The 21,810-nt window shown below is 60.5% G+C and carries 20 protein-coding genes; 9 read left to right on the top strand and 11 right to left on the bottom strand.

All coding sequences use genetic code 11. The annotated features are described in order from the left end of the window. Positions 1-17: 17 nt before the first annotated feature. Positions 18-2,084 (bottom strand): AsmA family protein, encoded by a 2,067-nt coding sequence (locus DYL61_RS09745; protein WP_135308162.1) that lies wholly within the window; start codon positions 2,082-2,084, stop codon positions 18-20. Between the two features lie 349 nt (positions 2,085-2,433). On the opposite strand from DYL61_RS09745, the gene DYL61_RS09740 reads away from it, so the two are divergent. Together DYL61_RS09740 and DYL61_RS09735 are read left to right on the top strand one after the other, a co-directional pair. Continuing rightward, positions 2,434-2,805, top strand: coding sequence for a hypothetical protein (locus DYL61_RS09740; protein WP_135308161.1), 372 nt, complete (start codon positions 2,434-2,436; stop codon positions 2,803-2,805). Between the two features lie 150 nt (positions 2,806-2,955). Continuing rightward, positions 2,956-3,588, top strand: coding sequence for a TetR family transcriptional regulator (locus DYL61_RS09735; protein WP_105695200.1), 633 nt, complete (start codon positions 2,956-2,958; stop codon positions 3,586-3,588). 5 nt (positions 3,589-3,593) lie between these two features. Here the strand turns inward: DYL61_RS09735 and DYL61_RS09730 are convergent, their stop codons facing one another. Next, a complete protein-coding gene (locus tag DYL61_RS09730) occupies positions 3,594-4,091 on the bottom strand; it encodes a C40 family peptidase (protein WP_135308160.1) in 498 nt (165 codons plus the stop codon). 277 nt (positions 4,092-4,368) lie between these two features. Here DYL61_RS09730 and ureE point away from each other — a divergent pair, with 277 nt between their 5' ends. The 5 genes from ureE to DYL61_RS09705 all read left to right on the top strand — a co-directional run bounded on the left by ureE (position 4,369) and on the right by DYL61_RS09705 (position 8,046). Beyond that, positions 4,369-4,869 (top strand): urease accessory protein UreE, encoded by a 501-nt coding sequence (gene ureE, locus DYL61_RS09725; RefSeq protein ID WP_135308159.1) that lies wholly within the window; start codon positions 4,369-4,371, stop codon positions 4,867-4,869. Beyond that, positions 4,866-5,540, top strand: coding sequence for an urease accessory protein UreF (locus tag DYL61_RS09720; protein WP_135308158.1), 675 nt, complete (start codon positions 4,866-4,868; stop codon positions 5,538-5,540). The genes ureE and DYL61_RS09720 overlap by 4 nt, the downstream gene beginning before the upstream one ends. Positions 5,541-5,552: 12 nt before the next feature. After that, positions 5,553-6,167, top strand: a complete 615-nt coding sequence (gene ureG, locus DYL61_RS09715) for an urease accessory protein UreG (protein ID WP_028615537.1) — start codon at positions 5,553-5,555, stop codon at positions 6,165-6,167. Positions 6,168-6,189: 22 nt separating this feature from the next. Further along, entirely contained in the window at positions 6,190-6,762 is a 573-nt protein-coding gene (locus tag DYL61_RS09710) for a HupE/UreJ family protein (RefSeq protein ID WP_135308157.1), read from the top strand. A gap of 174 nt (positions 6,763-6,936) precedes the next feature. Beyond that, positions 6,937-8,046 (top strand): AGE family epimerase/isomerase, encoded by a 1,110-nt coding sequence (locus DYL61_RS09705; RefSeq protein WP_135308156.1) that lies wholly within the window; start codon positions 6,937-6,939, stop codon positions 8,044-8,046. A gap of 135 nt (positions 8,047-8,181) precedes the next feature. Here DYL61_RS09705 and DYL61_RS09700 read toward each other — a convergent pair whose 3' ends face one another. The 9 genes from DYL61_RS09700 to amaB form a co-directional block, all read right to left on the bottom strand. Beyond that, positions 8,182-9,087 carry a cation diffusion facilitator family transporter gene (locus DYL61_RS09700; protein ID WP_135308155.1) on the bottom strand — a complete coding sequence of 302 codons (906 nt, stop codon included), beginning with the start codon at positions 9,085-9,087 and terminating at the stop codon, positions 8,182-8,184. Between the two features lie 235 nt (positions 9,088-9,322). Next, positions 9,323-10,087, bottom strand: coding sequence for an SDR family oxidoreductase (locus tag DYL61_RS09695; RefSeq protein WP_135308154.1), 765 nt, complete (start codon positions 10,085-10,087; stop codon positions 9,323-9,325). Positions 10,088-10,878: 791 nt separating this feature from the next. After that, positions 10,879-11,595 (bottom strand): ABC transporter ATP-binding protein, encoded by a 717-nt coding sequence (locus tag DYL61_RS09690; protein ID WP_135308153.1) that lies wholly within the window; start codon positions 11,593-11,595, stop codon positions 10,879-10,881. Further along, entirely contained in the window at positions 11,592-12,467 is an 876-nt protein-coding gene (locus tag DYL61_RS09685) for an ABC transporter ATP-binding protein (protein ID WP_135308152.1), read from the bottom strand. The genes DYL61_RS09690 and DYL61_RS09685 overlap by 4 nt, the downstream gene beginning before the upstream one ends. Further along, positions 12,464-13,741 carry a high-affinity branched-chain amino acid ABC transporter permease LivM gene (livM, locus tag DYL61_RS09680; protein WP_135308151.1) on the bottom strand — a complete coding sequence of 426 codons (1,278 nt, stop codon included), beginning with the start codon at positions 13,739-13,741 and terminating at the stop codon, positions 12,464-12,466. The genes DYL61_RS09685 and livM overlap by 4 nt, the downstream gene beginning before the upstream one ends. Positions 13,742-13,743: 2 nt before the next feature. Further along, complete coding sequence (locus DYL61_RS09675; protein ID WP_105695190.1) at positions 13,744-14,658, bottom strand: ABC transporter permease subunit; 915 nt, start codon at positions 14,656-14,658, stop codon at positions 13,744-13,746. Between the two features lie 189 nt (positions 14,659-14,847). Further along, positions 14,848-15,984 (bottom strand): branched-chain amino acid ABC transporter substrate-binding protein, encoded by a 1,137-nt coding sequence (locus DYL61_RS09670; RefSeq protein WP_135308150.1) that lies wholly within the window; start codon positions 15,982-15,984, stop codon positions 14,848-14,850. A 374-nt stretch (positions 15,985-16,358) separates the two neighbouring features. Then, on the bottom strand, positions 16,359-17,642 hold the full coding sequence (gene amaA, locus DYL61_RS09665; protein ID WP_135308149.1) for an L-pipecolate oxidase: 1,284 nt from the start codon (positions 17,640-17,642) through the stop codon (positions 16,359-16,361). Positions 17,643-17,812: 170 nt separating this feature from the next. Further along, a complete protein-coding gene (gene amaB / locus DYL61_RS09660; protein WP_135308148.1) occupies positions 17,813-19,303 on the bottom strand; it encodes an L-piperidine-6-carboxylate dehydrogenase in 1,491 nt (496 codons plus the stop codon). 155 nt (positions 19,304-19,458) lie between these two features. Between amaB and DYL61_RS09655 the strand changes: the two genes are divergently transcribed. Then, positions 19,459-20,349, top strand: coding sequence for a LysR family transcriptional regulator (locus tag DYL61_RS09655; RefSeq protein ID WP_135308147.1), 891 nt, complete (start codon positions 19,459-19,461; stop codon positions 20,347-20,349). 243 nt (positions 20,350-20,592) lie between these two features. After that, positions 20,593-21,807: a nicotinate phosphoribosyltransferase gene (pncB, locus tag DYL61_RS09650; RefSeq protein ID WP_105695185.1), complete on the top strand. Its 1,215-nt coding sequence runs from the start codon at positions 20,593-20,595 to the stop codon at positions 21,805-21,807. The last annotated feature ends 3 nt before the right edge of the window (positions 21,808-21,810 follow it).

Here is a 21,810-nt window from a genome sequence, read left to right as displayed (position 1 = left end):
CAAGCCCCCTCCCACATTTATTTCACAGTTTTTGGGGCCTTGCCTTCCTTCATCTGTTGCAGCAATGGCGCACATTCGTTGGGTTCACCGCCACTTGGCGCGACCAACGCGAGCAGCCCGGCGGCCGGGCCGGCAATCACACCCAGCGCCACCATGCCCGCACCGCGCAACGCCAGGGGAATCGCCTTCACCCCGGCATTGGGCTTGATAAACGGCCCGTTGACGTACAACGGTGAACGCAAGGAGAACAGGCGGAAGCCTTTCGACTCGGGCGTGATGGTCAGGTCCAACTGTTCCGTCGCCATATTCGCCGTGCCATCGATGTAGATGATCGCGTTCTCGGTATCGAACACAAACAACCGGCTGGTCGCCAGGCCGGTCTTGATGCCGAAGTCGGCGGCCGCGCAGTTGATCTTCACTTCCTTGTCGCCAAACAGGCGGCCGACCACGTAGTTGCCCACGTTGAGCCCGGCGATTTCCATCAGGCCACGGCTGATGGCGCCGTCGTTGATCAGCATCTTCAAGTCACCGTTGGAGGTGCCTAACAGTGCCGCCACGGAGTTACCGCGACCGGAAATATCGGCATCGCCGTTGAGTTCACCGAAGCTGGTTTTCATCGGTTCGAAGGTCGGGAACAGCTGTTTGAGCTTGAAGTTGCGCGCGGTGAGTTTGGCGCGGCCTTCCATCGGCGTGATGCGGCCGTTCAGGCGAATCTGCGCATCCAGCTTGCCGCCGGCCACACCGAAGCGCAGGGGTTCCAGGCTCAGCTCGCCGTCATTGAGGACCAGGTGGGTGTAGAGATCGGTGAACGGCAACTCGGCACTGTGCACGATACGTTTGCCAGTGAATTCCACATCGGCATCCATGTCGCGCCAGCGCTCGGTGCGGAACTCTTCCACTGGCAGTACCTTGGTGGCCGGCTGCTTGCTTTCACCGCCGCGGGCTTTTTGCTTGGCATTCGAGTCGGCGCCGATCAACGGTGCGAGGTCGGTCATCAGCAGTTGGTTGGACACCAGCGCACCGGTCAACTTGGGCCGAGGTTGGCTGGCGACGTAGCCCAGGTTGCCGTGGATATCGCTGTTGCCAATCTTGCCGTTGAAGTTTTCATAGGTGAACGACGCGCCCGTCGGTTCGTGCAGCTTGGCAATCAGGTGGCCGTCGGTGGAATAAGCCGGGGAGTCCGGCAGCGTCACACCGGTGAGCGGGTACAGGTTGCCGAGACTGGCGCCGGAGAGTTTCAAGCGCAGGTCCAGCGCACCTAGGTTGAGCGGATCAGTCAGGGTCCCGGCCAGGGCGATGCGGGTGTCGGCGACCTTGACCTGGGCTTGCAGCGGGAACGGCTTGGCCGCGTCCTGCAAGGCCAGCAGGCCGCCGATCTTGCCGGTGCCGTCGAGTTTCTGGCCGTGGTACTGGCCTTTGACCTTGAGGCCAAACGCGTAGTCCTGCGGCGCCGAGCCTTTTTCCAGGGCCTTCTTGGCATCCGCGTCACCGACGATTTCACCAAAGGGGATCGGCTTGCCCAGCGGGTCGATGATCACGTCCAACTGCGTCTTGAGGGTCTGGTCGTCAAGGGTCACGTGGCCTTTGTCGAAGCCGATGGCGCCGATGTCCACCACCCAATTGGACGGTTCGGCATTCGGGTCCTTGGGGTCGAACTTGAAGGTCCAGTTGGCGCGGCCATCGGCCAGGCGCTGCAATTGCGCGCTCGGCTCGGTGAGGTCAATCCGCGGGATCACCACGCGCTGTACCAGCAGAGCCAGCGGCGAGATACGTAGCTCGACCTTCTTGAGCGTGACCATCTGCGGGTCTTTCGACCAGTCGGGGTTGCCCAGGCTCAGGTCTTCGGCAATCACGTGGGGCCACGGCACCCAGGCGCGCCAGCCGCCTTCGTCGGGCTCGCGCGCCCACACCACGGCAAGGTTGCCGTTGATGGCAAACGGGCGATGCAGTTCTTCGGAGACCTTGGCATTGAGGGGGGGCTTGATGCGGTTCCAGTCAAAGAACACCAACACCAACACCACCACGGCGATTAACAGAACGAAGCTGGCGCAGCTCCAAGCGATGATTTTACGAGTGCGCGTCATTGCACAGGACTCCTGAATACGACTGCTAGCTGAACTACAGCTCATAAGGCTACGACTGGCAAACCGCCCAGGGGTTTAACCCCATCACCGATTTAAGCGTAAAAACCCACATTCCTGACCACATAGACAGATTCGATCCATCGACGGCGCACCATTGTTACCCAGGTTCGTGTCGAAAATACCCACCACGGTGCAAAACCGCGGGCTTGAGAGGCGCGAGTTAGAGCCTCCGCCGAGAACAATCAATTCTGTTGATTATTACCATTGTGTTTATGAACTTTTATATCGACTTATCGAGAGTAGCATTAGCCCTGTACCCACTTTATCGCCCTCCCAAGGAGCAACGACCATGAAACGCCAATTACTCGCTACCGTCCTCTTGTCTGTCCTGGCTTCCAGTGCTTTTGCCCTGCCAGCCGCTGAACAAGTGACCCCACAGAACCAAGACCAAGCCGTGCAATCCAGCCAAACCCTGGCTCGCAGCGGTTCGCAAGAAGAAGAGAACCGTGACTACGCCAAAGGCGGCGTGGCTGAAAACGGTTCGGAGCAAGCCAACAAACGTGCTTACACCGAAGGCCTGACCGAAGGCGGCCGTGATCGCCTGGAACAGAAAGGTCTGGTTGAAGGCGGTGCTGAACAAGCCAACAAACGCGCCTACGCCGAAGGTGTTGCCGAAGGTGGTGCAGACCGCCTGAAAGAACTCCACGAAGCACAGAGCTAAGCCTGTGGAGGCCGATAAAAAAGCCCGATCCGCCGATCGGGCTTTTGCTTTCCTGTAGAACGCATCACGCCCTGCCCCGCCAAGTTCGACGCCGATCAAAGTGTTTTGCTAGAGTGCGTCGCTGTACTTGCCGACTAAGCCTGCCCGCCGATGCTGCCCCGCGCCGAACAGAAACAACAGACCCGCCTCGCCCTGATGGACGCAGCCCGCCATCTGATGGAGTGTGGCCGTGGGTTCGGTAGCCTGAGTTTGCGGGAAGTGGCCAAGACGGCCGGTATCGTTCCCACCGGGTTCTATCGCCACTTTGCCGATATGGACCAGCTTGGGCTTGTGTTGGTGAGTGAAGTCGGCCAGACCTTCCGCGCCACCATTCGCCTGGTGCGCCACAATGAATTCGTGATGGGCGGCATTATCGATGCCTCGGTGCGGATCTTTCTCGACGTGGTGTCGGCCAACCGTTCCCAATTCCTGTTCCTGGCTCGCGAGCAATACGGCGGTTGCCTTGCCGTCCGCCAAGCCATCGGCGCCCTGCGCGAAGACATCACCCGCGACCTGGCGGCTGACCTTACGCTGATGCCCAAGCTGCAACACCTGGACGCCGAAGGCTTACACGTGATGGCCGACCTGATCGTCAAGAGTGTGTTTGCCACCCTGCCCGACATCATCGACCCGCCAGCCCATGCGCTGCCTGATCACTTGACGCCTCAAGCGAAAATCACCCAGCAATTGCGCTTTATCTTTATTGGCCTCAAGCACTGGCAAGGCCTGGGCAGCACCGAGTAGGCCGATCAGCCCGCCGAGTGAAAGCGCTTGGCCGTGGTGTAGTTCTTGTTCCAGTAGCTGTTGCTCAACGAGTCGATGCGCACGTTTTTGCCGGTACGTGGCGAATGGATAAATTTGCCCTCGCCTATATAAAGGCCCACGTGGCTGACCTGGCCACGCCCATTGCCTTTGAAGAATACCGCGTCACCCGGTTTCAAGGCGTTTCGCTTGATCGTCGTCGCCGTGGAACGGTGCATCGCCGCCGTGGTGCGCGGAATCTGGATATTGGCTTCGGTCTTGAACAGGTAGACCAGGAAGCTGCTGCAATCGAAGCCCTGTTCCACTGAGTTGCCACCCCATTTGTAAGGCGTGCCGAGCAATTCATGGGCGCGGTCGATCACATTGTCGATCGAGGTTTCTTTCAGCGCCGCGCTGAAGGTGACACGAGACTGCAGAGTGGCCGATGCCGACGAGATGACCAACGATAAGCTGAGAATGACTAACCAATAAAATGACTTGAACATGATGAACGTCGCAGTGAAGTAAACACGGCGCAAAGCCTACTGATCCTGTACGTAACATCATGAACGGATAATCCTTCGATCTCGTAGGACAAATCCGAAAACGCCCACAGCCAGTGCGAGAGACGGAGCAGCGCACCATTTTGAAGCGTGCAGACAATCTTTCTACGCCCTATTTAGTGGCGCTCCCGCGCTAACCGACAGGCAATTCCTACACCGTCGCAGGGTTGGCAAGCCCCTTGCTCTAGCACTTGCATCGCTCATAGCTGGAAGCTTCCTGATGCTGGTGATCCACCGCAGAATCGCCCCCCAAGCCCTCTGGGCCGCCGAGTTGCTGCTGAATTTCGAAGCACGCAGCAAAAGCCGCCTGCGCTGTTTCAGTGCCGAGGGTGAAGACGTTGGCCTTTTCCTGGAGCGCGGCCAGCCGCCGCTGCACGATGGCGAATTCCTACAAGCCGAAGACGGACGTGTCGTACGCGTCTGCGCCCGACCTGAACAACTGCTGCACGTCACCTGCAGCAGTGCCTTTGAACTGACCCGCGCTGCCTATCACCTAGGCAATCGGCACGTTGCCCTACAGGTCGGGGATGGCTGGCTGCGTTTGCTGGATGACTACGTGCTCAAGGCCATGCTTGAACAGTTGGGCGCTCACACCGAAACCATCGAGGCACCGTTCCAACCGGAACATGGGGCTTACGGCGGCGGCCATCATCATTCGCGGCATGGCGATGAAGACTTCAACTACCCGCCCAAGCTGCATCAGTTCGGCGTACATCCATGAACCCAGCCTGGGCCTTGCTGCGCCTGGCCAGTCCACAGCTGCCGATTGGCGGCTACAGCTATTCCCAAGGCCTGGAGATGGCCGTGGAGAACGGGCGCGTCAATGATGCCGCCAGCGCTCGACGCTGGATCAGCGACCAACTGTTGCTCAACCTCGCCCGCTTCGAAGCACCGCTGTTACTCGCCCATTGCCGTGCTGCCGCCGATGAGGACTGGCCACGTCTCGCACAACTGTGCGAAGAGCACCGCGCCAGCCGTGAGACCCGTGAGCTGTATCAAGAAAGTCGGCAGATGGGCTATTCGCTGCAACAACTGCTCAATGGCTTGCCGGAATTGGATAACGCCGCCCGCTCGTTTCTTGAGCGATGCAGCGAACCCCATCTCGCCCTCGGCTGGGCCCTCGCCGCCCGCGCCTGGGGCATCAGCCCGGACGACGCCCTCGCAGCGTGGCTATGGAGCTGGCTGGAAAACCAATTGGCCGTGCTGATGAAAACCCTGCCCCTGGGCCAACAAGCGGCCCAGCGCCTGACCAGTGAACTGCTGCCGCTGCTGCAACAGGCCCAGCAGGAAGCCGCCCGTATCGACCCTTCCCATTTCGGCAGTGCCGCGTTCGGCCTGTCCCTGGCGTGCATGGCCCATGAGCGCCAGTACAGCCGCCTGTTCCGTTCCTAGGAGACCCAACATATGAACACACAACCCTTGCGCGTCGGCATCGGCGGCCCGGTGGGCTCCGGCAAGACCGCCCTGACCCTGGCCCTGTGCCTCGCGCTGCGCGACCGCTACAACCTGGCGGTGGTCACCAACGACATCTACACCCGCGAAGACGCTGACTTCCTGGTGCGCAACCAGGCCCTGGCGCCAGAACGCATCATCGGCGTGGAAACCGGCGGCTGCCCGCACACAGCGATCCGCGAAGACGCTTCGATCAACCTCGAAGCGGTGGACCAACTTAACCGCCGCTTCCCCGGCCTGGACCTGATCCTGGTGGAGTCTGGTGGCGACAACCTATCGGCGACGTTCAGCCCGGAACTCTCCGACCTGACCATCTATGTGATCGATGTGTCCGCCGGCGACAAGCTGCCACGCAAGGGTGGGCCCGGCATTTGCAAATCCGACCTGCTGGTGATCAACAAGATCGACCTCGCGCCGCTGGTGGGCGCCTCGCTGGAGTTGATGAACAGCGACACCACGCGCATGCGCAACGGCAAGCCCTTTGTGTTCAGCAACCAGAAAACCGGCGTCGGCCTGGATGAGATCGTCGCCTTTATCGAACGCCAGGGCCTGCTGACCGCCGCCTGATCAACCCATAAGGAACCTGTCCATGAGCCTCAAGAAACTCTTTGCCGCCGCCACCCTGCTGCTCGCCCCGGCCCTGGCCTTTGCCCATCCGGGCCATGGCGACAACGGCCTGGTGGCCGGTATCAGCCACCCGTTGGGCGGCCTCGATCATTTGTTGGCAATGGTTGCCGTGGGTTTGTGGGCCGCGCAACAGAAAGGCGCTGCACGCTGGGCCCTGCCGTGTACGTTCGTGGGCACCATGCTGATCGGCGGTGTGCTTGGCTTCGAAGGCATGCACTTGCCGGCGATGGAAAGCGGGATTGCCGCGTCGGTATTGGCCTTGGGCCTGGCGGTGGCGCTGGCGGTGCGGCCGCCGTTGTTTGTGGCGGTGGGTGCGACGGCGTTGTTTGCGCTGTTCCACGGCGTGGCCCATGGTCTGGAGCTGCCGGATATGTCGAGCCCGTGGGCGTATGCGGCGGGGTTTGTCGGTGCAACGGCTGTGTTGCACGCGGCCGGTTATGCCGTAGTGCGTTTCCTGCCGGCTGCGGCGGCGCCGCTGGTGCGGGTTGCGGGCGCAGCTTCGGCGGCGACTGGGGTCTGGTTGTTGGCCGGCTGAGTATTGCAGCGCCTGTGAGGGCCTCATCGCAGGCAAGCCAGCTCCCACATTTGATCGGGTTCGCAGGTCAAAAATGTGGGAGGGGGCTTGCCCCCGATAGCGGTAGACCAGACACCATATAACTCAAGCCTGCTACCATGCGCGCCTACACCCCTGCCGTGACGACGCCAGCCAATGCCCACCGCTCCACACTCCGCCCTGAATGCCGTGCTCACGCACTTCCACAGCCTGATCGTGCCGCTCTGGCAAGGCCCGGGCTGGAATGCCGAGTTGGCGCTGCCTTATGAGGCGCTGGACGCCGATCACCGGCCACTGCCCCCGCAACGCTATCGCGCCATGGCCTGCGCCAGGCAGCTGTACCTGTTTGCCAGCCTGATCGGCGAACCCGGTGCGGCCTTCGCCGAAGAGCGGGCAGCGGCGTTGTTCCGCTCCCTGCAACGGCATTTCCACGACGCCGAGCACGGCGGCTGGTTCTACAGCATCGACCCGACCGGGCAGCCGCTGGACAAGCGCAAAGACCTCTACACCCACGCGTTCATCATCTTCGCCTGCGCCCATTACTGGGCCAAAGTGCGCGAACCGTTGGTGGAGTCGGTGCTCAACGCCGCCCTTGAAGTGGTCGCCCAACGCTTTTCCACAGGCGACGGCCTGTACGAGGCAGTGCTGGAGCGCAACTGGTCATCCCTCAAGTCCGGCCCGTTGCAGAACCCGTTGATGCACCTGGCCGAAGCCTTCCTGGCCACCCTCGCGGTGCGTGACGACGCCGACGTACAGGCCGCCCTGCTGGGTTTGGCGACGGCCATGCAGCAGCGCTTTATCGACCGCCAGCACGGCGTGATGATGGAGAAACCGTTGGGCGCTGTGGATAACTGGTTTGAGCCGGGGCACCAGTTTGAGTGGTTCTTCTTGCTGGAATCTTCGGATGTGTTGCGTGGCACACCGCTGCATGCCTCGTTGACGCGGGCATTTGCCTACGCTGAGCAAACGGGTGTGGATAAGTTGAGCGGTGCGGTCAGTGGCATGTTGGCGCTGGATGGCAGCATCCGCGATGCTACACAACGGATCTGGGCCCAGGCCGAATACCTGCGGGCGTTGACCTTGCGGCCTGGCAGTGAGGCGGTGTTGCAGCGTCAGTTGCTGGCGCTGCAACAGCACTTTTTGCATGAGAAGGGTTGGCATGAGTGTCTGGATGCCCAGGGCAAGGTGAGCCGAAGGGATATGCCGTCGACCACGCCTTATCATTTGGCGACTTGCTATCAGGGTTTGATCCAGTATCTCGGGTGATTTTCAGGGCCTCATCGGGGGCAAGCCCCCTCCCACAGTTGACCGCGTTCTACCTTTGGAACGCGGTCGAATGTGGGAGGGGCGGTGCGACGATTCGACTTGCCCCCGATGCAGGCGACTCGGTCTAACTACCAATCACGCAATCCACTTGCGATCCCCCGTAAAACTGATGGTCAACCACCGCGCCGCATCCGGCTTGCCCAGCCCTGTGGATATCTCTTCACGCAACCCATCCAGGGTGGCAACGCTGTGCACCGGGTAATCCTTCGGCAGCACCACATGAATCTCGATAAACCGCGCCCGCCCGTGCTTTTGCACGTAGGACACGTAGTCGTCGAACCCATGCTTGGCCTGCGCCGCGTCCATCACTTCGCGCACTTTGTCGTCCAGTTGGTCCGGCGCAATCCCCAGTACCTCGCGCAACGCCGGGCGCAGGATCTTGAACGCCGGCGCCAGCATGCTCAGGGCCAACAGGATCAGGATCAACGGGTCGACGTACACCGCCCATTCGCCATAACCCTGGGACTTGAGCAACAGCGCCGCCAGGAAGCTGATCAGCAAGCCCACCGAGAGCATCGCGTCCACCAGCCAACTGATGTTGTCGAACTGGATCAGCGACGATTTGAGCGTGCGGTTGCGATAACGCACATAGAAGAAGTAGGCGAATTCCACGACGGTAAACACCGCCGCATAAATGATCACCAGCCCCAACTCGATCTCGCGCCCGCCATTGAGAATGCCGAACACACCATTGAGGAACGCATAGATGGCGATCAGCAACAGGAAGCTACCTTCGATCAGCAGCACCATGGGCTCCAGGTGCCAATAGCCGAACTGGAAACGCTCGTTGCTTTTCTTGGCGATCAGCTTGGCCGTGATCAGCATCAACACCTTGATGGCGGTGGCGATCAGCGAGAAAAAGCCGTCGAACAAAATGGATTGGGCGCCAGATACCACACCCGTGACAATCCCGGCGATCGCGACCGCGAACATCAGGATGGTCGATTGTTTGAGCAGTGCTTGCTCACCTCGGTTACTCACATGTCCTCCTGTCAAAACCCTTGAACCGCTGGGTGCGGTGGGGTTTTCAGGAGTGGAGTGTACCTTATGGCCTGTTTTGGCCGATTTGACGCCATCGGGGGCAAGTCGAATCGTCGCACCGCCCCTCCCACACTGGATTGGGTTCACAGATTTTGATTTGTGAATACATTCAAATGTGGGAGGGGCGGTGCGACGATTCGACTTGCCCCCGATGGCAGCAACTCGGTCTAAAGCCTTACTTGGCCCCACGCTCAATCGCAAACCCAGCCCAGGTCTGGCTCACCGGCATCAGTTCCAACCGGTTGATATTCACGTGCGCCGGGGTGTTCATCACCCAGAAGATCGTGTCGGCAATATCCTGCGGCTGGATCGGCTCGGCGCCGGCATAGGTCGCGTCATAACGCGCCTGGTCACCGCCAAAGCGCACCAGCGAGAACTCGCTTTCACACAGGCCTGGCTCGATGTTGGTGACGCGTACACCCGTGCCTTGCAGGTCGCAACGCAGGTTCAGCGAGAACTGCTTCACGAACGCTTTGGAGCCGCCATACACGTGACTGCCCGGGTACGGGTAGTTACCGGCGATGGACCCCAGGTTGATGATGCCCGCGCCACGACCGTGTGCGATCAGACGTGGCAGCAGCAGGTTGGTGGTGGTCAGCAGGCCCTTGATGTTGGTGTCGACCATGGTTTCCCAATCGTCGAGGTTGCACTTCGGTGCCGGGTCGGTGCCCACGGCCAGGCCTGCGTTGTTGATCAGCCCGCGCAGTGTGGCGAACGATGGCGGCAGGCTGGCGATGGCGTCTTCCATGCCCTTGCGATCACGCACGTCCACCACCAGGCCGTGTACTTCGGTCTGCTTGGAGAGTTCTTCGACCAAGGCATTCAAGCGGTCGGCACGACGGCCAGTGAGCACCAGTTTCCAGCCGGCTTCGGCAAAACGACGGGCGCAGGCTTCGCCGAAACCTGAGGTTGCGCCAGTAATAAACAGCGTGTTGGACATGGTGTTCTCCTTGCGGGCATCGGGAAAAAAATCAGCCAGCAGAATGCCCGTACACCGCGGTTGCGGCAACCGCTATGCGCATAACTTCATGTGCGCCTGATCACTTTTTGACCATAACGCGCAACACCCTATAAACCGTGGCCTGCAGCCATATGCGCGCAGGTTATCCACAACTGCGCCCACAGTCTTTGGGGGCAAGTGCAAAACGCCTCAAGCCTTTGTAGGCGGGGCTTGTAGACGATTTTAGAAAGTTTTTTGCTTGACCTCGACGGGAGCGTATGTAGACCCGTCACCCTGGGGAAAATCCGAACGATGGCTCCAGGCCAGTCATTCCGGCCCCTGCGGACGTCTTTCCAGAGTTTAGTCACAGACTTATCCACAGGCAGAAGGGACATAAATCGGTCATATACCTGTGTCTTTAAACAGGTTGACAAACCCCTTGGCCGGTCCCGAAAAAGCCACTGATCAAAAAATGATCGCCACGCTGCAAGCCACGGTTTTAAAGGCTTTCAGCTAAGTACACCCACGTTACCCACAGCCGGTTCCACAGTGGATGGGGACAAGTCAAAACTGTGACAAAACAGGGATTTGCGGCGGCTATATGTCGCGCTTTGGAGGTGAGGTGGATTTGTTTTCCACAATTTCAAAAGCTGCCCTTAATCAAATGTGGGAGGGGCGGTGCGACGATTCGACTTGCCCCCGATGACGGCGGGTCAGTCAGCACTTGTGGTGCTGACACACCCTATCGGGGGCAAGCCCCCTCCCACAGGGGTTTTGCAGTGTGAGTTAGATCAGTGCCCACCGAGATAGGCGTTGCGCACTTCCTCGTTCACCAACAGCTCTTTACCGGTGCCCGTCAGGCGAATCTCCCCGTTGACCATCACATACGCCCGGTCCGACAGGCGCAGCGCATGGTTGGCATTCTGCTCCACCAGGAAGATGGTCATCCCGGTAGACGCCAGCTCACGTAGGGTGGAGAAGATCTGCTTCACCACAATCGGCGCCAGGCCCAGGCTTGGTTCGTCCAGCAGCAACAGCTTGGGCCGGCTCATCAGCGCACGGGCGATGGCGAGCATTTGCTGTTCGCCACCGGACATGGTCATGGCCCGCTGGTTACGCCGCTCCTTGAGCCGTGGGAACAGCTCGAACATGCGCTGCATGTCTTCGCTGGCGTGCTTGTCACCGATGGGGATGGTGCCCATCAGCAGGTTTTCCTCGACGGTCATGTCGGGGAACACCCGCCGCCCTTCCGGCGACTGCGCGATGCCGTTGGAGGCAATGTAGTGGGACGACTTGTGGGTAATGTCGACGCCGTTGTACAGAATCTGCCCCGACTCGGCCCGTGGCTGGCCGAAGATCGACATCAGCAGCGTGGATTTCCCCGCGCCGTTGGAGCCGATCAGGCTGACGGTTTCGCCTTCATTGATGTGCAGCGAGACTTTTTTCAGGGCCTGGATCGGGCCGTAGTACACGTCCAGGTCCTTCATTTCGAGGATAGGCCCGTTCATACAAGCTCCTCTTCATCGGCGCCCAGGTAGGCCGCAATCACTTTCGGGTCGTTGCGGATCGCGTCCGGCCCGCCCTCGGCAATCACGTTGCCGTGGTCCAGCACCACGATGTGGTCGGAAATACTCATCACCATGCCCATGTCGTGTTCGATCAGCACCACCGTGAGGTCGTGTTCGTCGCGCAACAGGCGAATCATCGCGCTGAGGGCTTCGGTTTCCTGGGGGTTGAGGCCGGCGGCCGGTTCGTCCAGGCAGATGATCTGTGGACGGGTGCACATGGCACGGGCGATTTCCAGGCGGCGTTGTTGGCCGTAGGAGAGTTCACCGGCCAAGCGGTTGGCGCAGTCCACCAGGTCCACCACTTCGAGCCAATAGAACGCGTGGTCGAGGGCATCGCTCTCGGCCTTGCGGTAGCCCTTGGTGTTGAGGATGCCCGCCAGCATGTTGCGGTTGACCCACATGTGCTGGGCCACCAGCAGGTTTTCCACCACTGACATTTCCTTGAACAGGCGAATGTTCTGGAACGTCCGCGCCAGGCCGGCGCGGTTCACCAGGTGGGTGCCGCCGAACATCTTGTAGTACACGCGGCTGAGGAAGCTTTTCGGCGAAACGAAGTCGGTGGGCTGGAAGCGCTCGCCGAGCAACTGGATCACGTTGGTTTGCTTGCCGCGCACGTTGAGACTGATCTTGCCGCCGCTGGCCTTGTAGAAGCCGGTGAGGCAGTTGAACACCGTGGTCTTGCCGGCGCCGTTGGGGCCGATCAGGGCGAAGATCGAGTTGCGTTCGACGTTGAGGCTCACATCGCTCAAGGCCTTGATGCCACCGAAGTGCATCATCAGGTGTTCCACGGACAGAACGACTTCCTTGCTCATGGCGCCACCCCCTTGCGTGGTACTACACCGGTACGGCTGATCCGAATCAGCCCGCGTGGTCGCCAGATCATCATCACCACCATCAGCACGCCAAACAGCAGCACGCGGTATTCGGAGAAGCTGCGCAGCAGTTCAGGCGCAACAGTGAGCACGAACGCCGCGATCACCACGCCCACCGTCGAGCCCATGCCGCCCAACACCACGATGGCCAGGATCAGCGCCGACTCAAAGAAGGTGAACGACGACGGGTTGACGAAGCCCTGGTAGCTGGCGAAAAACACCCCGGCCAGACCGGCGGTGGAGGCACCGATGGTGAACGCCGAGAGCTTGACCAGCACGTGGTTCAGGCCCATGGAGCGGCAGGCGATTTCATCTTCGCGCAAGGCTTCCCAGGCGCGGCCCACCGGCATGCGGGTCAGGCGGTGCTTGATGTACAGCACGGCCAGCACCACCAGGAACAGCACGATGTAGATGAACATGAACTTGATGTTGGGGTTGTAATCGATGCCGAAGAACTCGTGGAACGGAATCCCACCGTCCTTCGCACGCTTGCCGAACTCCAGGCCGAGGAAGGTCGGCGAGGGCACTGGCATGCCGTTCGGCCCACCGGTAAACGACAGCCAGTTATTGAGCACCAGCCGGATGATTTCACCGAAGCCCAGGGTCACGATGGCCAGGTAGTCACCGTGCATTCGCAACACCGGGAAGCCGAGTATGCACCCCGCCAAGGCCGCCGCGATGGCCGCCAACGGCAGCACCGTCCAGAAGCCCAGGCCGAGGTATTGATAACCCAGCGCCAGGCCGTAGGCGCCGATGGCGTAGAACGCCACGTAACCCAGGTCGAGCAGCCCCGCCAGGCCGACCACGATGTTGAGGCCCAGGCCCAACAACACGTAGATCAGCCCAAGGATCACCACGGTCAGCAGGTACTTGTTGGCAAAGATCGGGAACACGATGGCGATCACGATCAGCGCCGGGATGATCCAGCGCAGCCGCGACTTGTAGTCCGGCGCCAGCACGTGCACGCCTGAGCCACTGCTCTCGAAGCCTTGCAGGATCTTCAAGCCCTTGGGGGTTTGCAGGAACAGGCTCATGGCAAAGCGGCCGACCATCACGATGGCCACCAACAGGCCCACGCGAGCCGGTTCCAGGTTGAAGCTGTAGCCGTCGAGGACCACACCGACGATCGGACCGAACACGATCAACGAAATCAGCCCGGCAAGGACCGTATCGACCACACTTTTCTTGATATCGATAGATTTGGCAGCAGACATGTTTACACCTTCGCCACGAGTGGGCGACCGAGCAGGCCCTGGGGACGGAAAATCAGAATCACCACCAGCAGGGAGAAACTGAACACGTCTTTGTAGTCAGAGTTGATCAACCCCGAGAACAGCGACTCGGAGATACCGAGGATGATCCCGCCGAGCATCGCCCCAGGCAGGGAGCCGATGCCGCCGAGCACCGCTGCGGTAAACGCCTTGATGCCGATGATGAAGCCGGCATAGAAATCGAAGGTGCCGTAGTTGAGGGTGATGAGCACGCCGGCCAATGCCGCCATGGCTGCACCGATGACGAATACGTAGGAGATCACCCGGTCGGTGTTGATGCCGAGGATCGACGCCATCTTGCGGTCTTGCTGGGTGGCGCGGCACATGCGGCCGAGCTTGGTGTACTTGATCACGTAGGTCAGCAATGCCATGCCCGCGAAGGCGGCGACCAGGATGAAGATCTTGGTGTAGGTGAGCTGCACGAACCCTGTGCCGAAGTCGATACGCCAGGCCCCGGCCAGCAGGGTGGGAATCCCTTGTTGCTTGGCGCCCTGGGCGATTTGCGCGTAGTTCTGCAGGATCAGGGAGATGCCGATGGCGCTGATCAGCGGTGCCAGGCGGGTTGAGTTGCGCAGCGGTTTATAGGCGACACGTTCGATGACCCAACCGTAAACGCCCGTGACGACCACGGTGAAGATCAAGGTGCCGAGAATGAGCAGCGGGAAGGATTCGATGCCGAAGTAAGCCAGCAGTGCCAGACTGATCGCCGCGAGGTAAGCGGAAATCATATAAACCTCGCCGTGGGCGAAGTTGATCATGCCGATGATGCCGTAGACCATTGTGTAGCCGATGGCGATCAGGCCATAGACCGACCCGAGGGTCAGGCCGTTGACCAGTTGCTGCAGGAAAATACCATCCATAACGCAATCTCACGCGGTGAGCACCTGCACACCGGTGGGTGTGCGGCGCTTCTGGAGGAAAAGACAGATCTCAATCTCAATAACAGCAGTGCCCAATGTGGGAGGGGGCTTGCCCCCGATTGCGGTAGGTCAGCTGTATATCTGTTGACTGACACACCGCTATCGGGGGCAAGCCCCCTCCCACAAGGATTACTTCTGTTTATCGAGTTGGTGGTATTTACCGTCTTTGTCCCACTGGTAAACCACGTAGTCGGAGATTTTCAGGTCGCCCTTGCCGTCCCATTCCTTCTTGCCCATTACGGTCTGGACAGGGTTGGCCTTGAGCCACTTGGCCGCATCTTCGCCCTTGTTGGACTTGGCACCGTTGAAGCCGGCAGCCAGGGCCTGGATCGAAGCGTAGGCGTACAGGGTGTAGCCTTCAGGCTCGGTGCCGTTTTTGCGGAACTCTTCCACCACGGCCTTGCTGTCCGGCAGCAGGCGCGGGTCGGCGCCGAAGGTCATGTAGACGCCGTCGACGTATTGCGCGCCGCCAGCGGTGGCCACCAGTTCGTCGGTGACCACGCCGTCATCGGACATGAACTTGACGTCTTTCAAACCCGCTTCACGGATCTGGCGAACCAGTGGACCGGCTTCCGGGTGCAGGCCGCCGAAGTACACGACATCCGCACCGGTGGAACGGATCTTGGTGACCAGGGCGCTGAAGTCTTTCTCGCCACGGGTCAAGCCTTCTTCCAGCACCGGCTTGACGTCGCGCTTGGTCAACTGGGCGGCGGTGGCGTCAGCCAGGCCTTTGCCGTAGGTGTCCTTGTCGTTGATAACCGCGACTTTCTTGCCCTTGAGCACATCGACGATGTAGTCGCCGGCAACGATGCCTTGCTGGTCGTCACGCCCGCACATGCGGAACACGGCGCCCAAACCACGCTCGGTCACCTGTGGGTTGGTGGAACCCGGGGTGATCATGATGATGCCCGCTTCGTCATACACCTCGGACGCCGGGATGGTGTTGGACGAACAGAAGTGCCCGACCACGCCGATCACTTTGTCCTGGTCGGCCAGGCGGTTGGCCACGGCCACGGCCTGCTTGGGTTCGCAGGCGTCATCGCCGGCCACCAGCTTGATCTGCTCGCCGTTGATGCCACCGGCCTTGTTGATGACGTCGGCTGCCGCCTGGGCACCCTTCATGTACTGCTCACCGAAAGCGGCGTTGGCACCCGTCATGGGCCCCGCTACACCAATTTTCACATCAGCTTGAACAAACGTAGAAACACCCAGCGCCGCTGCAACGGCGAGGGCCAGAAAACCTTTCTTGTAAAACGTCTGGGACATGAGTGGTGCTCCGATATTTTTGATTTTTGGCACGACAACTTGCGTTCAAACTTTCCACTGAAAGGCCTGAGCAAGGCGCGTGCCATTACGTTTTTATTCTTCAAAAAGACACGGTGTCATTGATATCACGCGCGTTTCGACGCCGTTCGTCAGGACGTGCAACCCTCTAACCTCAAGAGGTGCAACCAAGCGGCCAAAAAAGTACAACCTCAGCAGGTCGCACCTGCAACCAAGCCGATAAACGACAGTTCCTACAGCTGTAACAGACGGCGTAACGGAACTGCACATTTACAGTGCGCGACTGCTACAACTTGCACCAATACAGATGAGTAGCCTGCTAAGAAAATGCAGGCTTCTGAGGGGTATTTCGCTGATCAGATCACGATCCTCAGGCATTGCCCGGCGTGATACAGCGAGAATCCTGCTTCATACAGACAGCTGCGCAGGCCGACACCGGACAGTGGCTGCATCGGCGCGAAAGGGATCGGCAAGGCCTGGGGGTTCTGGTGACAGAGGTAGTCGGCAAACGCCTTGCCGACCACACTGCCGGTGGTCACGCCACGCCCGTTGTAGCCCGTTACCGCCACCAGGCCCGGTGCCGGTTCGAACAGGCGCATCAGGTGGTCAGGGGTGAAGGCGATGCAGCCGGTCCAGGTGAACTCCCATTGCACCGATTTGAGATACGGGAAGTAGTGCTGCTGCACCCGATCGGCCCACGCCTTGAGGAACCACGCCGGTTTCTGGTTGCCATTGCCCAGGCTACCGAGCAACAAACGCCCATCGGCATCGCGGCGGATGCTGCTCAAGACCTGGCGTGTGTCCCAGGAGCCCTGGCCGCCTGGCAGGATTTGCTGAGCTGCTTCGTCCGTCAGCGGAGCGGATGCGACCTGGTAGTAATAACCGGGGAAGAAATTGCGCCGCAGCTCGGTCCACTCGCCTTCGGTGTAGGCATTGGAGGCGATCACCACTTGTTCCGCCTGCACCGACCCCTGGGCGGTTTGTACCGACCATTGCGTGCCTTGGCGCTCCAGTTGAGTGACGGGGGAATGGTCGAACAACTGCCCACCGAGACCGACAGCGGCGTTGGCCAAACCGCTGGTGTAGGCCATTGGGTTTAATGTTCCGGCGCGCCGGTCCAGCAATGCGGCGGCGATCTTCTTGGTGCCCGTGGCTTGCTCGCAGGCCTGGCCGGTGAGCAATTCCACCGGCGCGCCGCGGCGTTTCCATTGCTCTTCACGACTGCGCAAATCCGCCTCGCCACGGGCGTTGTGCGCCATGTGCAAGGTGCCTTCGCGGCGCAGTTGGCAGTCGATGTTGTATTTGTCGATCAGGCTGAACACCAGCGACGGTGCCGCACCCAGCATGCGGTTGAGCTGGCTGCCCACTTCCGTGCCGAAACCGGCTTCGATGTCATCCGGCGGAATCCACAGGCCTGCATTGACCAGCCCGACGTTGCGCCCCGAACCGCCGTGGCCGGTGCGATGGGCCTCCAGCACGGCGACGCTTTTGCCTTGTTCCAACAAGTGAATGGCCGCCGACAAACCGGTGATGCCCGCGCCGATGACGCAGACATCCACCTTGAGTTCGCCATTGAGTGCGGCGCGTTCTGGACGGCTGGGGGTGAGGTGTTCCCATAAACATGTTTCGCGTAGAGGCATTGCCAGACTCCGGGATGGGACCTAACAAACAAATTCTGAATTGCAAACCCAATCAACTGTGGGAGGGGGCTTGCCCCCGATTGCAGTGTGTCAGTTAACAGAGATCCAGCTGACCCCCCGCCATCGGGGGCAAGCCCCCTCCCACACTTGGCCTCATTCCACCCTGAGGTTCAGTCGAAGGTAATGCCCTGTGCCAACGGCAATTCCAGCGAGTAATTCACGGTATTGGTCTGCCGACGCATATACCCGCGCCACGCATCCGATCCCGACTCACGCCCGCCGCCGGTCTCTTTCTCACCGCCAAACGCGCCGCCGATTTCCGCGCCGCTCGGGCCGATGTTGACGTTGGCGATGCCGCAGTCGCTGCCCACTGCCGACATGAATTGCTCGGCCTCCCGCACATCGGTGGTGAAGATGCACGACGACAAGCCTTGCGGCACGGCGTTGTTCAGGCGCAGCGCTTCGGCGAAATCGGTGTAGCCGACCACGTATAGGATCGGCGCAAAGGTTTCGGTGCACACCACGTCGCTTTGCTCGGGCATTTCCACAATCGCCGGGGATACGTAGTAGGCATTCGGGAATTTATCTTCCAGTTGGCGCTTGCCGCCAAACACCTTGCCGCCTTCGCTCAAGGCTTGTTCCAGCGCATCCTGCATATTCTCGAAGCCGTGCTTGTCGATCAGCGGGCCGATCAGGTTGCCTTCCAGCGGGTGGCCGATGCGCACTTTGGAGTAAGCGGCCTTGAGGCGGGTGACGATCTCTTCTTTCACCGACTCGTGGGCGATCAGGCGACGCAGGGTGGTGCAGCGCTGGCCAGCGGTGCCGACCGCACTGAACAGGATGGCGCGCACGGCCATGTCCAGATCGGCGCTTGGGCCGAGGATCATCGCGTTGTTGCCGCCCAGTTCAAGGATGCTGCGGGCGAAACGCGCGGCAACTTTCGGCGCCACTTCACGGCCCATGCGGGTGCTGCCGGTGGCGCTGATCAGCGCCACGCGAGGATCATCCACCAGCGCGGCGCCAGCATCGCGGCCGCCGATGATCACTTGGCTGAGGTACTGCGGGGCATCATTGAAATTTTTCAGCACCCGCTCGAACAGCGCCTGGCAGGCCAGGGCAGTGAGCGGGGTTTTTTCCGAGGGTTTCCAGATGACGGCGTTGCCGCACACCAGCGCCAGGGTGGTGTTCCACGCCCACACCGCCACCGGGAAGTTGAACGCGCTGATCACACCGACCACGCCCAGCGGGTGCCAGGTTTCACGCATATGGTGGCCGGGGCGCTCGGAGGCGATGGTCAAGCCGTACAGCTGGCGGGACAGGCCGACGGCGAAGTCGCAGATGTCGATCATTTCCTGCACTTCACCCAGGCCTTCCTGGGTGATCTTGCCGGCTTCCCAGGACACCAACTCGCCCAGGTCAGCCTTGTATTCGCGCAATACGTCGCCGAATTGGCGCACCAACTCGCCACGACGCGGCGCCGGCACGTTGCGCCAGGCGTCGAATGCATGCTCGGCGCGACTGACCTGTTGCTCCACCTCGGCGGCACCTTCCCACTGCACCTTGCCGATAACGCTGCCATCAATCGGCGAATGCACGGGTTGTTTGCCCGACTGGTACAGCGCCGGGTTTACCCCGAGACGATCAAGCAATGCGGCAACCATGGGTCACTCCTTCAATCTGCACACTTCAAAATTCGCGCCGCGAAGCACACGGCGATCCAGACCTTATTTGTAGCTGGCCCAAGACTTGCCAACAAACGACGATTAGGCGAGATATCATTCCGTTTATTCATGCAAAGCATAAAAAGAGGCACACCGTGCTGAACAAAAGACATTTGCCCTCGATCACCGCCTTGCAGTGTTTCGAAGCCGCCACCCGCCACCTCAGCTTCACCCGCGCCGCCGAAGAGCTGAACCTCACCCAGAGCGCGGTGAGCAAGCAAGTGGCGCAGTTGGAAGAGTTGCTGCAACACCTATTGTTTCGCCGCGTGCGTCGACGCTTGCAGATGACCCCGGCGGGTGAGCTGTACCTGGTGGAAGTGCGCAAGATCCTTACGCAAGTGGAGATGTCCACCCATTACCTGCGCTCCTACGGCGGCGAGACCGAAGTGCTGCGGGTGTCCATGCCCTACACCTTCGGCGCCCGCTGGCTAGTGCCGCGCCTCAAGGGCTGGCGGCTGCGTCATCCGCAGATCCACCTGGACCTGTGCAACGAGCAAGCGCCGGACGAATTGCTGCAAGGCAAGGCCGACATGGCCTTCTACTTCGGCCAGGGCGCACGCCCCGGCACCGAGAGCCTGAAACTGTTCAGCGAAGAACTGGTGCCGGTGTGTGCGCCGGACAGCCTGCCCGAACAATCCTTCACTGACCCAACGCAACTGAGCGAACTGGTACTGCTGCAAAATGCCTCACGTCCGCAAGGCTGGCACGATTGGTTTGCCGATCAGGGTTACCAGACGGAGCACAGCTACCACGGGCCGCGCTTCGACACGTTTTACATGTGCATTCGTGCGGCGCAGGTGGGCTGTGGCGTGGCGCTGTTGCCGCGTTTTTTGGTGGAGGAGGAACTGGCGGACGGCAAGCTGGTCATTCCCTGGCAGCATGCGATGCCTAGCCAGGATGCGTATTACCTGGCGTACCCCGAGCATTCGGCGGAGGTGCCCAAGGTGCGTGCGTTTGTGAAGTGGATGATGGAGCAGGTTATTTAGTGCCTGTGATACCGCCATCGGGGGCAAGTCGAATCGTCGCACCGCCCCTCCCACATTTACTGTGTTCACAACTCAAAATAGGTGAATACAGTCAGTGTGGGAGGGGGCTTGCCCCCGATGAGGCCAGTGGCCTCACTGAAAAAATCACTGGCAAAACCCCACAAGTCTATGCGCCACTAGCCCCCTTCCTTAATTGTGCGTAAAGGCCGGCGCCCATCGTCGACCCGTCTGGAGATTCCCGCTATGAGCGAGAGTGTGTTTGCCGATCGCATCGTGCAGAACCTGCTCGACACCGACTTCTACAAGCTGACCATGATGCAGGCGGTGCTGCACAACTACCCCAACGTGGAAGTTGAATGGGAGTTTCGTTGCCGTAACAGTGAAGACCTGCGCCCGTACCTGGCGGAAATCCGCTACCAGATCGAGCGCCTCGCCGAGTTGAGCCTGAGCCCCGACCAACTGGGTTTCCTCGAACGCATCAGCTTTATGAAGCCGGACTTCTTGCGCTTCCTCGGGCTGTTTCGCTTTAACTTGCGCTATGTGCAGACCGGCATCGAGAACGGCGAATTGTTTATCCGCCTGCGCGGCCCGTGGCTGCATGTGATCCTGTTTGAAGTACCGATGCTGGCCATCGTCAGCGAAGTGCGCAACCGCTACCGCTACCAGACCGTGATCCTGGAGCAGGCCCGCGAACAGCTGTACCGCAAGTTCGATTGGCTCACGGCCAACGCCAGCAGCGAAGAGTTGTCCGAGCTGCAAGTGGCCGACTTCGGCACCCGCCGACGCTTCTCGTACCGGGTGCAGGAAGAAGTGGTCAGCGTACTCAAGCACGACTTCCCCGGCCGTTTCGTCGGCACCAGCAACGTGCACCTGGCCCGCGAATTCGATATGAAGCCGTTGGGCACCATGGCCCACGAATGGATCATGGCCCACCAGCAACTGGGCCCGCGCCTGATCGACAGCCAGATCGCCGCCCTCGATTGCTGGGTCCGCGAATACCGTGGCCTGCTGGGCATCGCCCTGACCGATTGCATCACCACCGACGCCTTCCTCGGCGACTTCGACTTGTACTTCGCCAAGCTGTTCGACGGCCTGCGCCACGACTCCGGCGACCCGGTGCAGTGGGCCGAAAAAGCCATCGCCCACTACCATAAGCTCGGCATCGAGCCGATGAGCAAGACGCTGGTGTTCTCCGACAGCCTGTCGCTGCCCAAGGCGCTGGAGATCTTCCGCGCGCTGCGCGGTCGCATCAATGTGAGCTTCGGCATCGGCACCAACCTGACCTGCGACATTCCAGGGGTGGAACCGATGAGCATCGTGCTTAAAATGACCGCCTGCAATGGCCAGCCCGTCGCGAAGATCTCCGATGAAGCGGGCAAGACACACTGTAGCGACCCGAATTTCGCCGCCTATTTGCGGCACGTTTTCAAAGTACCTGCCCTTTCCAGCAAGGAGTGAATC

The sequence above is a fragment of the Pseudomonas nabeulensis genome (assembly GCF_004682045.1).
In the GTDB taxonomy this organism is placed as follows: Bacteria; Pseudomonadota; Gammaproteobacteria; order Pseudomonadales; family Pseudomonadaceae; genus Aquipseudomonas; species Aquipseudomonas nabeulensis.
This window is presented reverse-complemented; position numbering and strand designations above follow the sequence as displayed.

Bases quoted from the DNA above. Each gene is read 5' to 3' on its own strand.
- amaB (WP_135308148.1), bottom strand. From the start codon at position 19,303: ATGGTTGCCGCATTGCTTGATCGTCTCGGGGTAAACCCGGCGCTGTAC.
- DYL61_RS09685 (WP_135308152.1), bottom strand. From the start codon at position 12,467: ATGAGCAAGGAAGTCGTTCTGTCCGTGGAACACCTGATGATGCACTTC.
- DYL61_RS09710 (WP_135308157.1), top strand. From the start codon at position 6,190: ATGAGCCTCAAGAAACTCTTTGCCGCCGCCACCCTGCTGCTCGCCCCG.
- pncB (WP_105695185.1), top strand. From the start codon at position 20,593: ATGAGCGAGAGTGTGTTTGCCGATCGCATCGTGCAGAACCTGCTCGAC.
- livM (WP_135308151.1), bottom strand. From the start codon at position 13,741: ATGTCTGCTGCCAAATCTATCGATATCAAGAAAAGTGTGGTCGATACG.
- DYL61_RS09730 (WP_135308160.1), bottom strand. From the start codon at position 4,091: ATGTTCAAGTCATTTTATTGGTTAGTCATTCTCAGCTTATCGTTGGTC.
- DYL61_RS09740 (WP_135308161.1), top strand. From the start codon at position 2,434: ATGAAACGCCAATTACTCGCTACCGTCCTCTTGTCTGTCCTGGCTTCC.
- amaA (WP_135308149.1), bottom strand. From the start codon at position 17,642: ATGCCTCTACGCGAAACATGTTTATGGGAACACCTCACCCCCAGCCGT.
- DYL61_RS09705 (WP_135308156.1), top strand. From the start codon at position 6,937: ATGCCCACCGCTCCACACTCCGCCCTGAATGCCGTGCTCACGCACTTC.
- DYL61_RS09675 (WP_105695190.1), bottom strand. From the start codon at position 14,658: ATGGATGGTATTTTCCTGCAGCAACTGGTCAACGGCCTGACCCTCGGG.
- ureE (WP_135308159.1), top strand. From the start codon at position 4,369: ATGCTGGTGATCCACCGCAGAATCGCCCCCCAAGCCCTCTGGGCCGCC.
- DYL61_RS09745 (WP_135308162.1), bottom strand. From the start codon at position 2,084: ATGACGCGCACTCGTAAAATCATCGCTTGGAGCTGCGCCAGCTTCGTT.
- DYL61_RS09690 (WP_135308153.1), bottom strand. From the start codon at position 11,595: ATGAACGGGCCTATCCTCGAAATGAAGGACCTGGACGTGTACTACGGC.
- DYL61_RS09670 (WP_135308150.1), bottom strand. From the start codon at position 15,984: ATGTCCCAGACGTTTTACAAGAAAGGTTTTCTGGCCCTCGCCGTTGCA.
- DYL61_RS09735 (WP_105695200.1), top strand. From the start codon at position 2,956: ATGCTGCCCCGCGCCGAACAGAAACAACAGACCCGCCTCGCCCTGATG.
- DYL61_RS09695 (WP_135308154.1), bottom strand. From the start codon at position 10,087: ATGTCCAACACGCTGTTTATTACTGGCGCAACCTCAGGTTTCGGCGAA.
- DYL61_RS09720 (WP_135308158.1), top strand. From the start codon at position 4,866: ATGAACCCAGCCTGGGCCTTGCTGCGCCTGGCCAGTCCACAGCTGCCG.
- ureG (WP_028615537.1), top strand. From the start codon at position 5,553: ATGAACACACAACCCTTGCGCGTCGGCATCGGCGGCCCGGTGGGCTCC.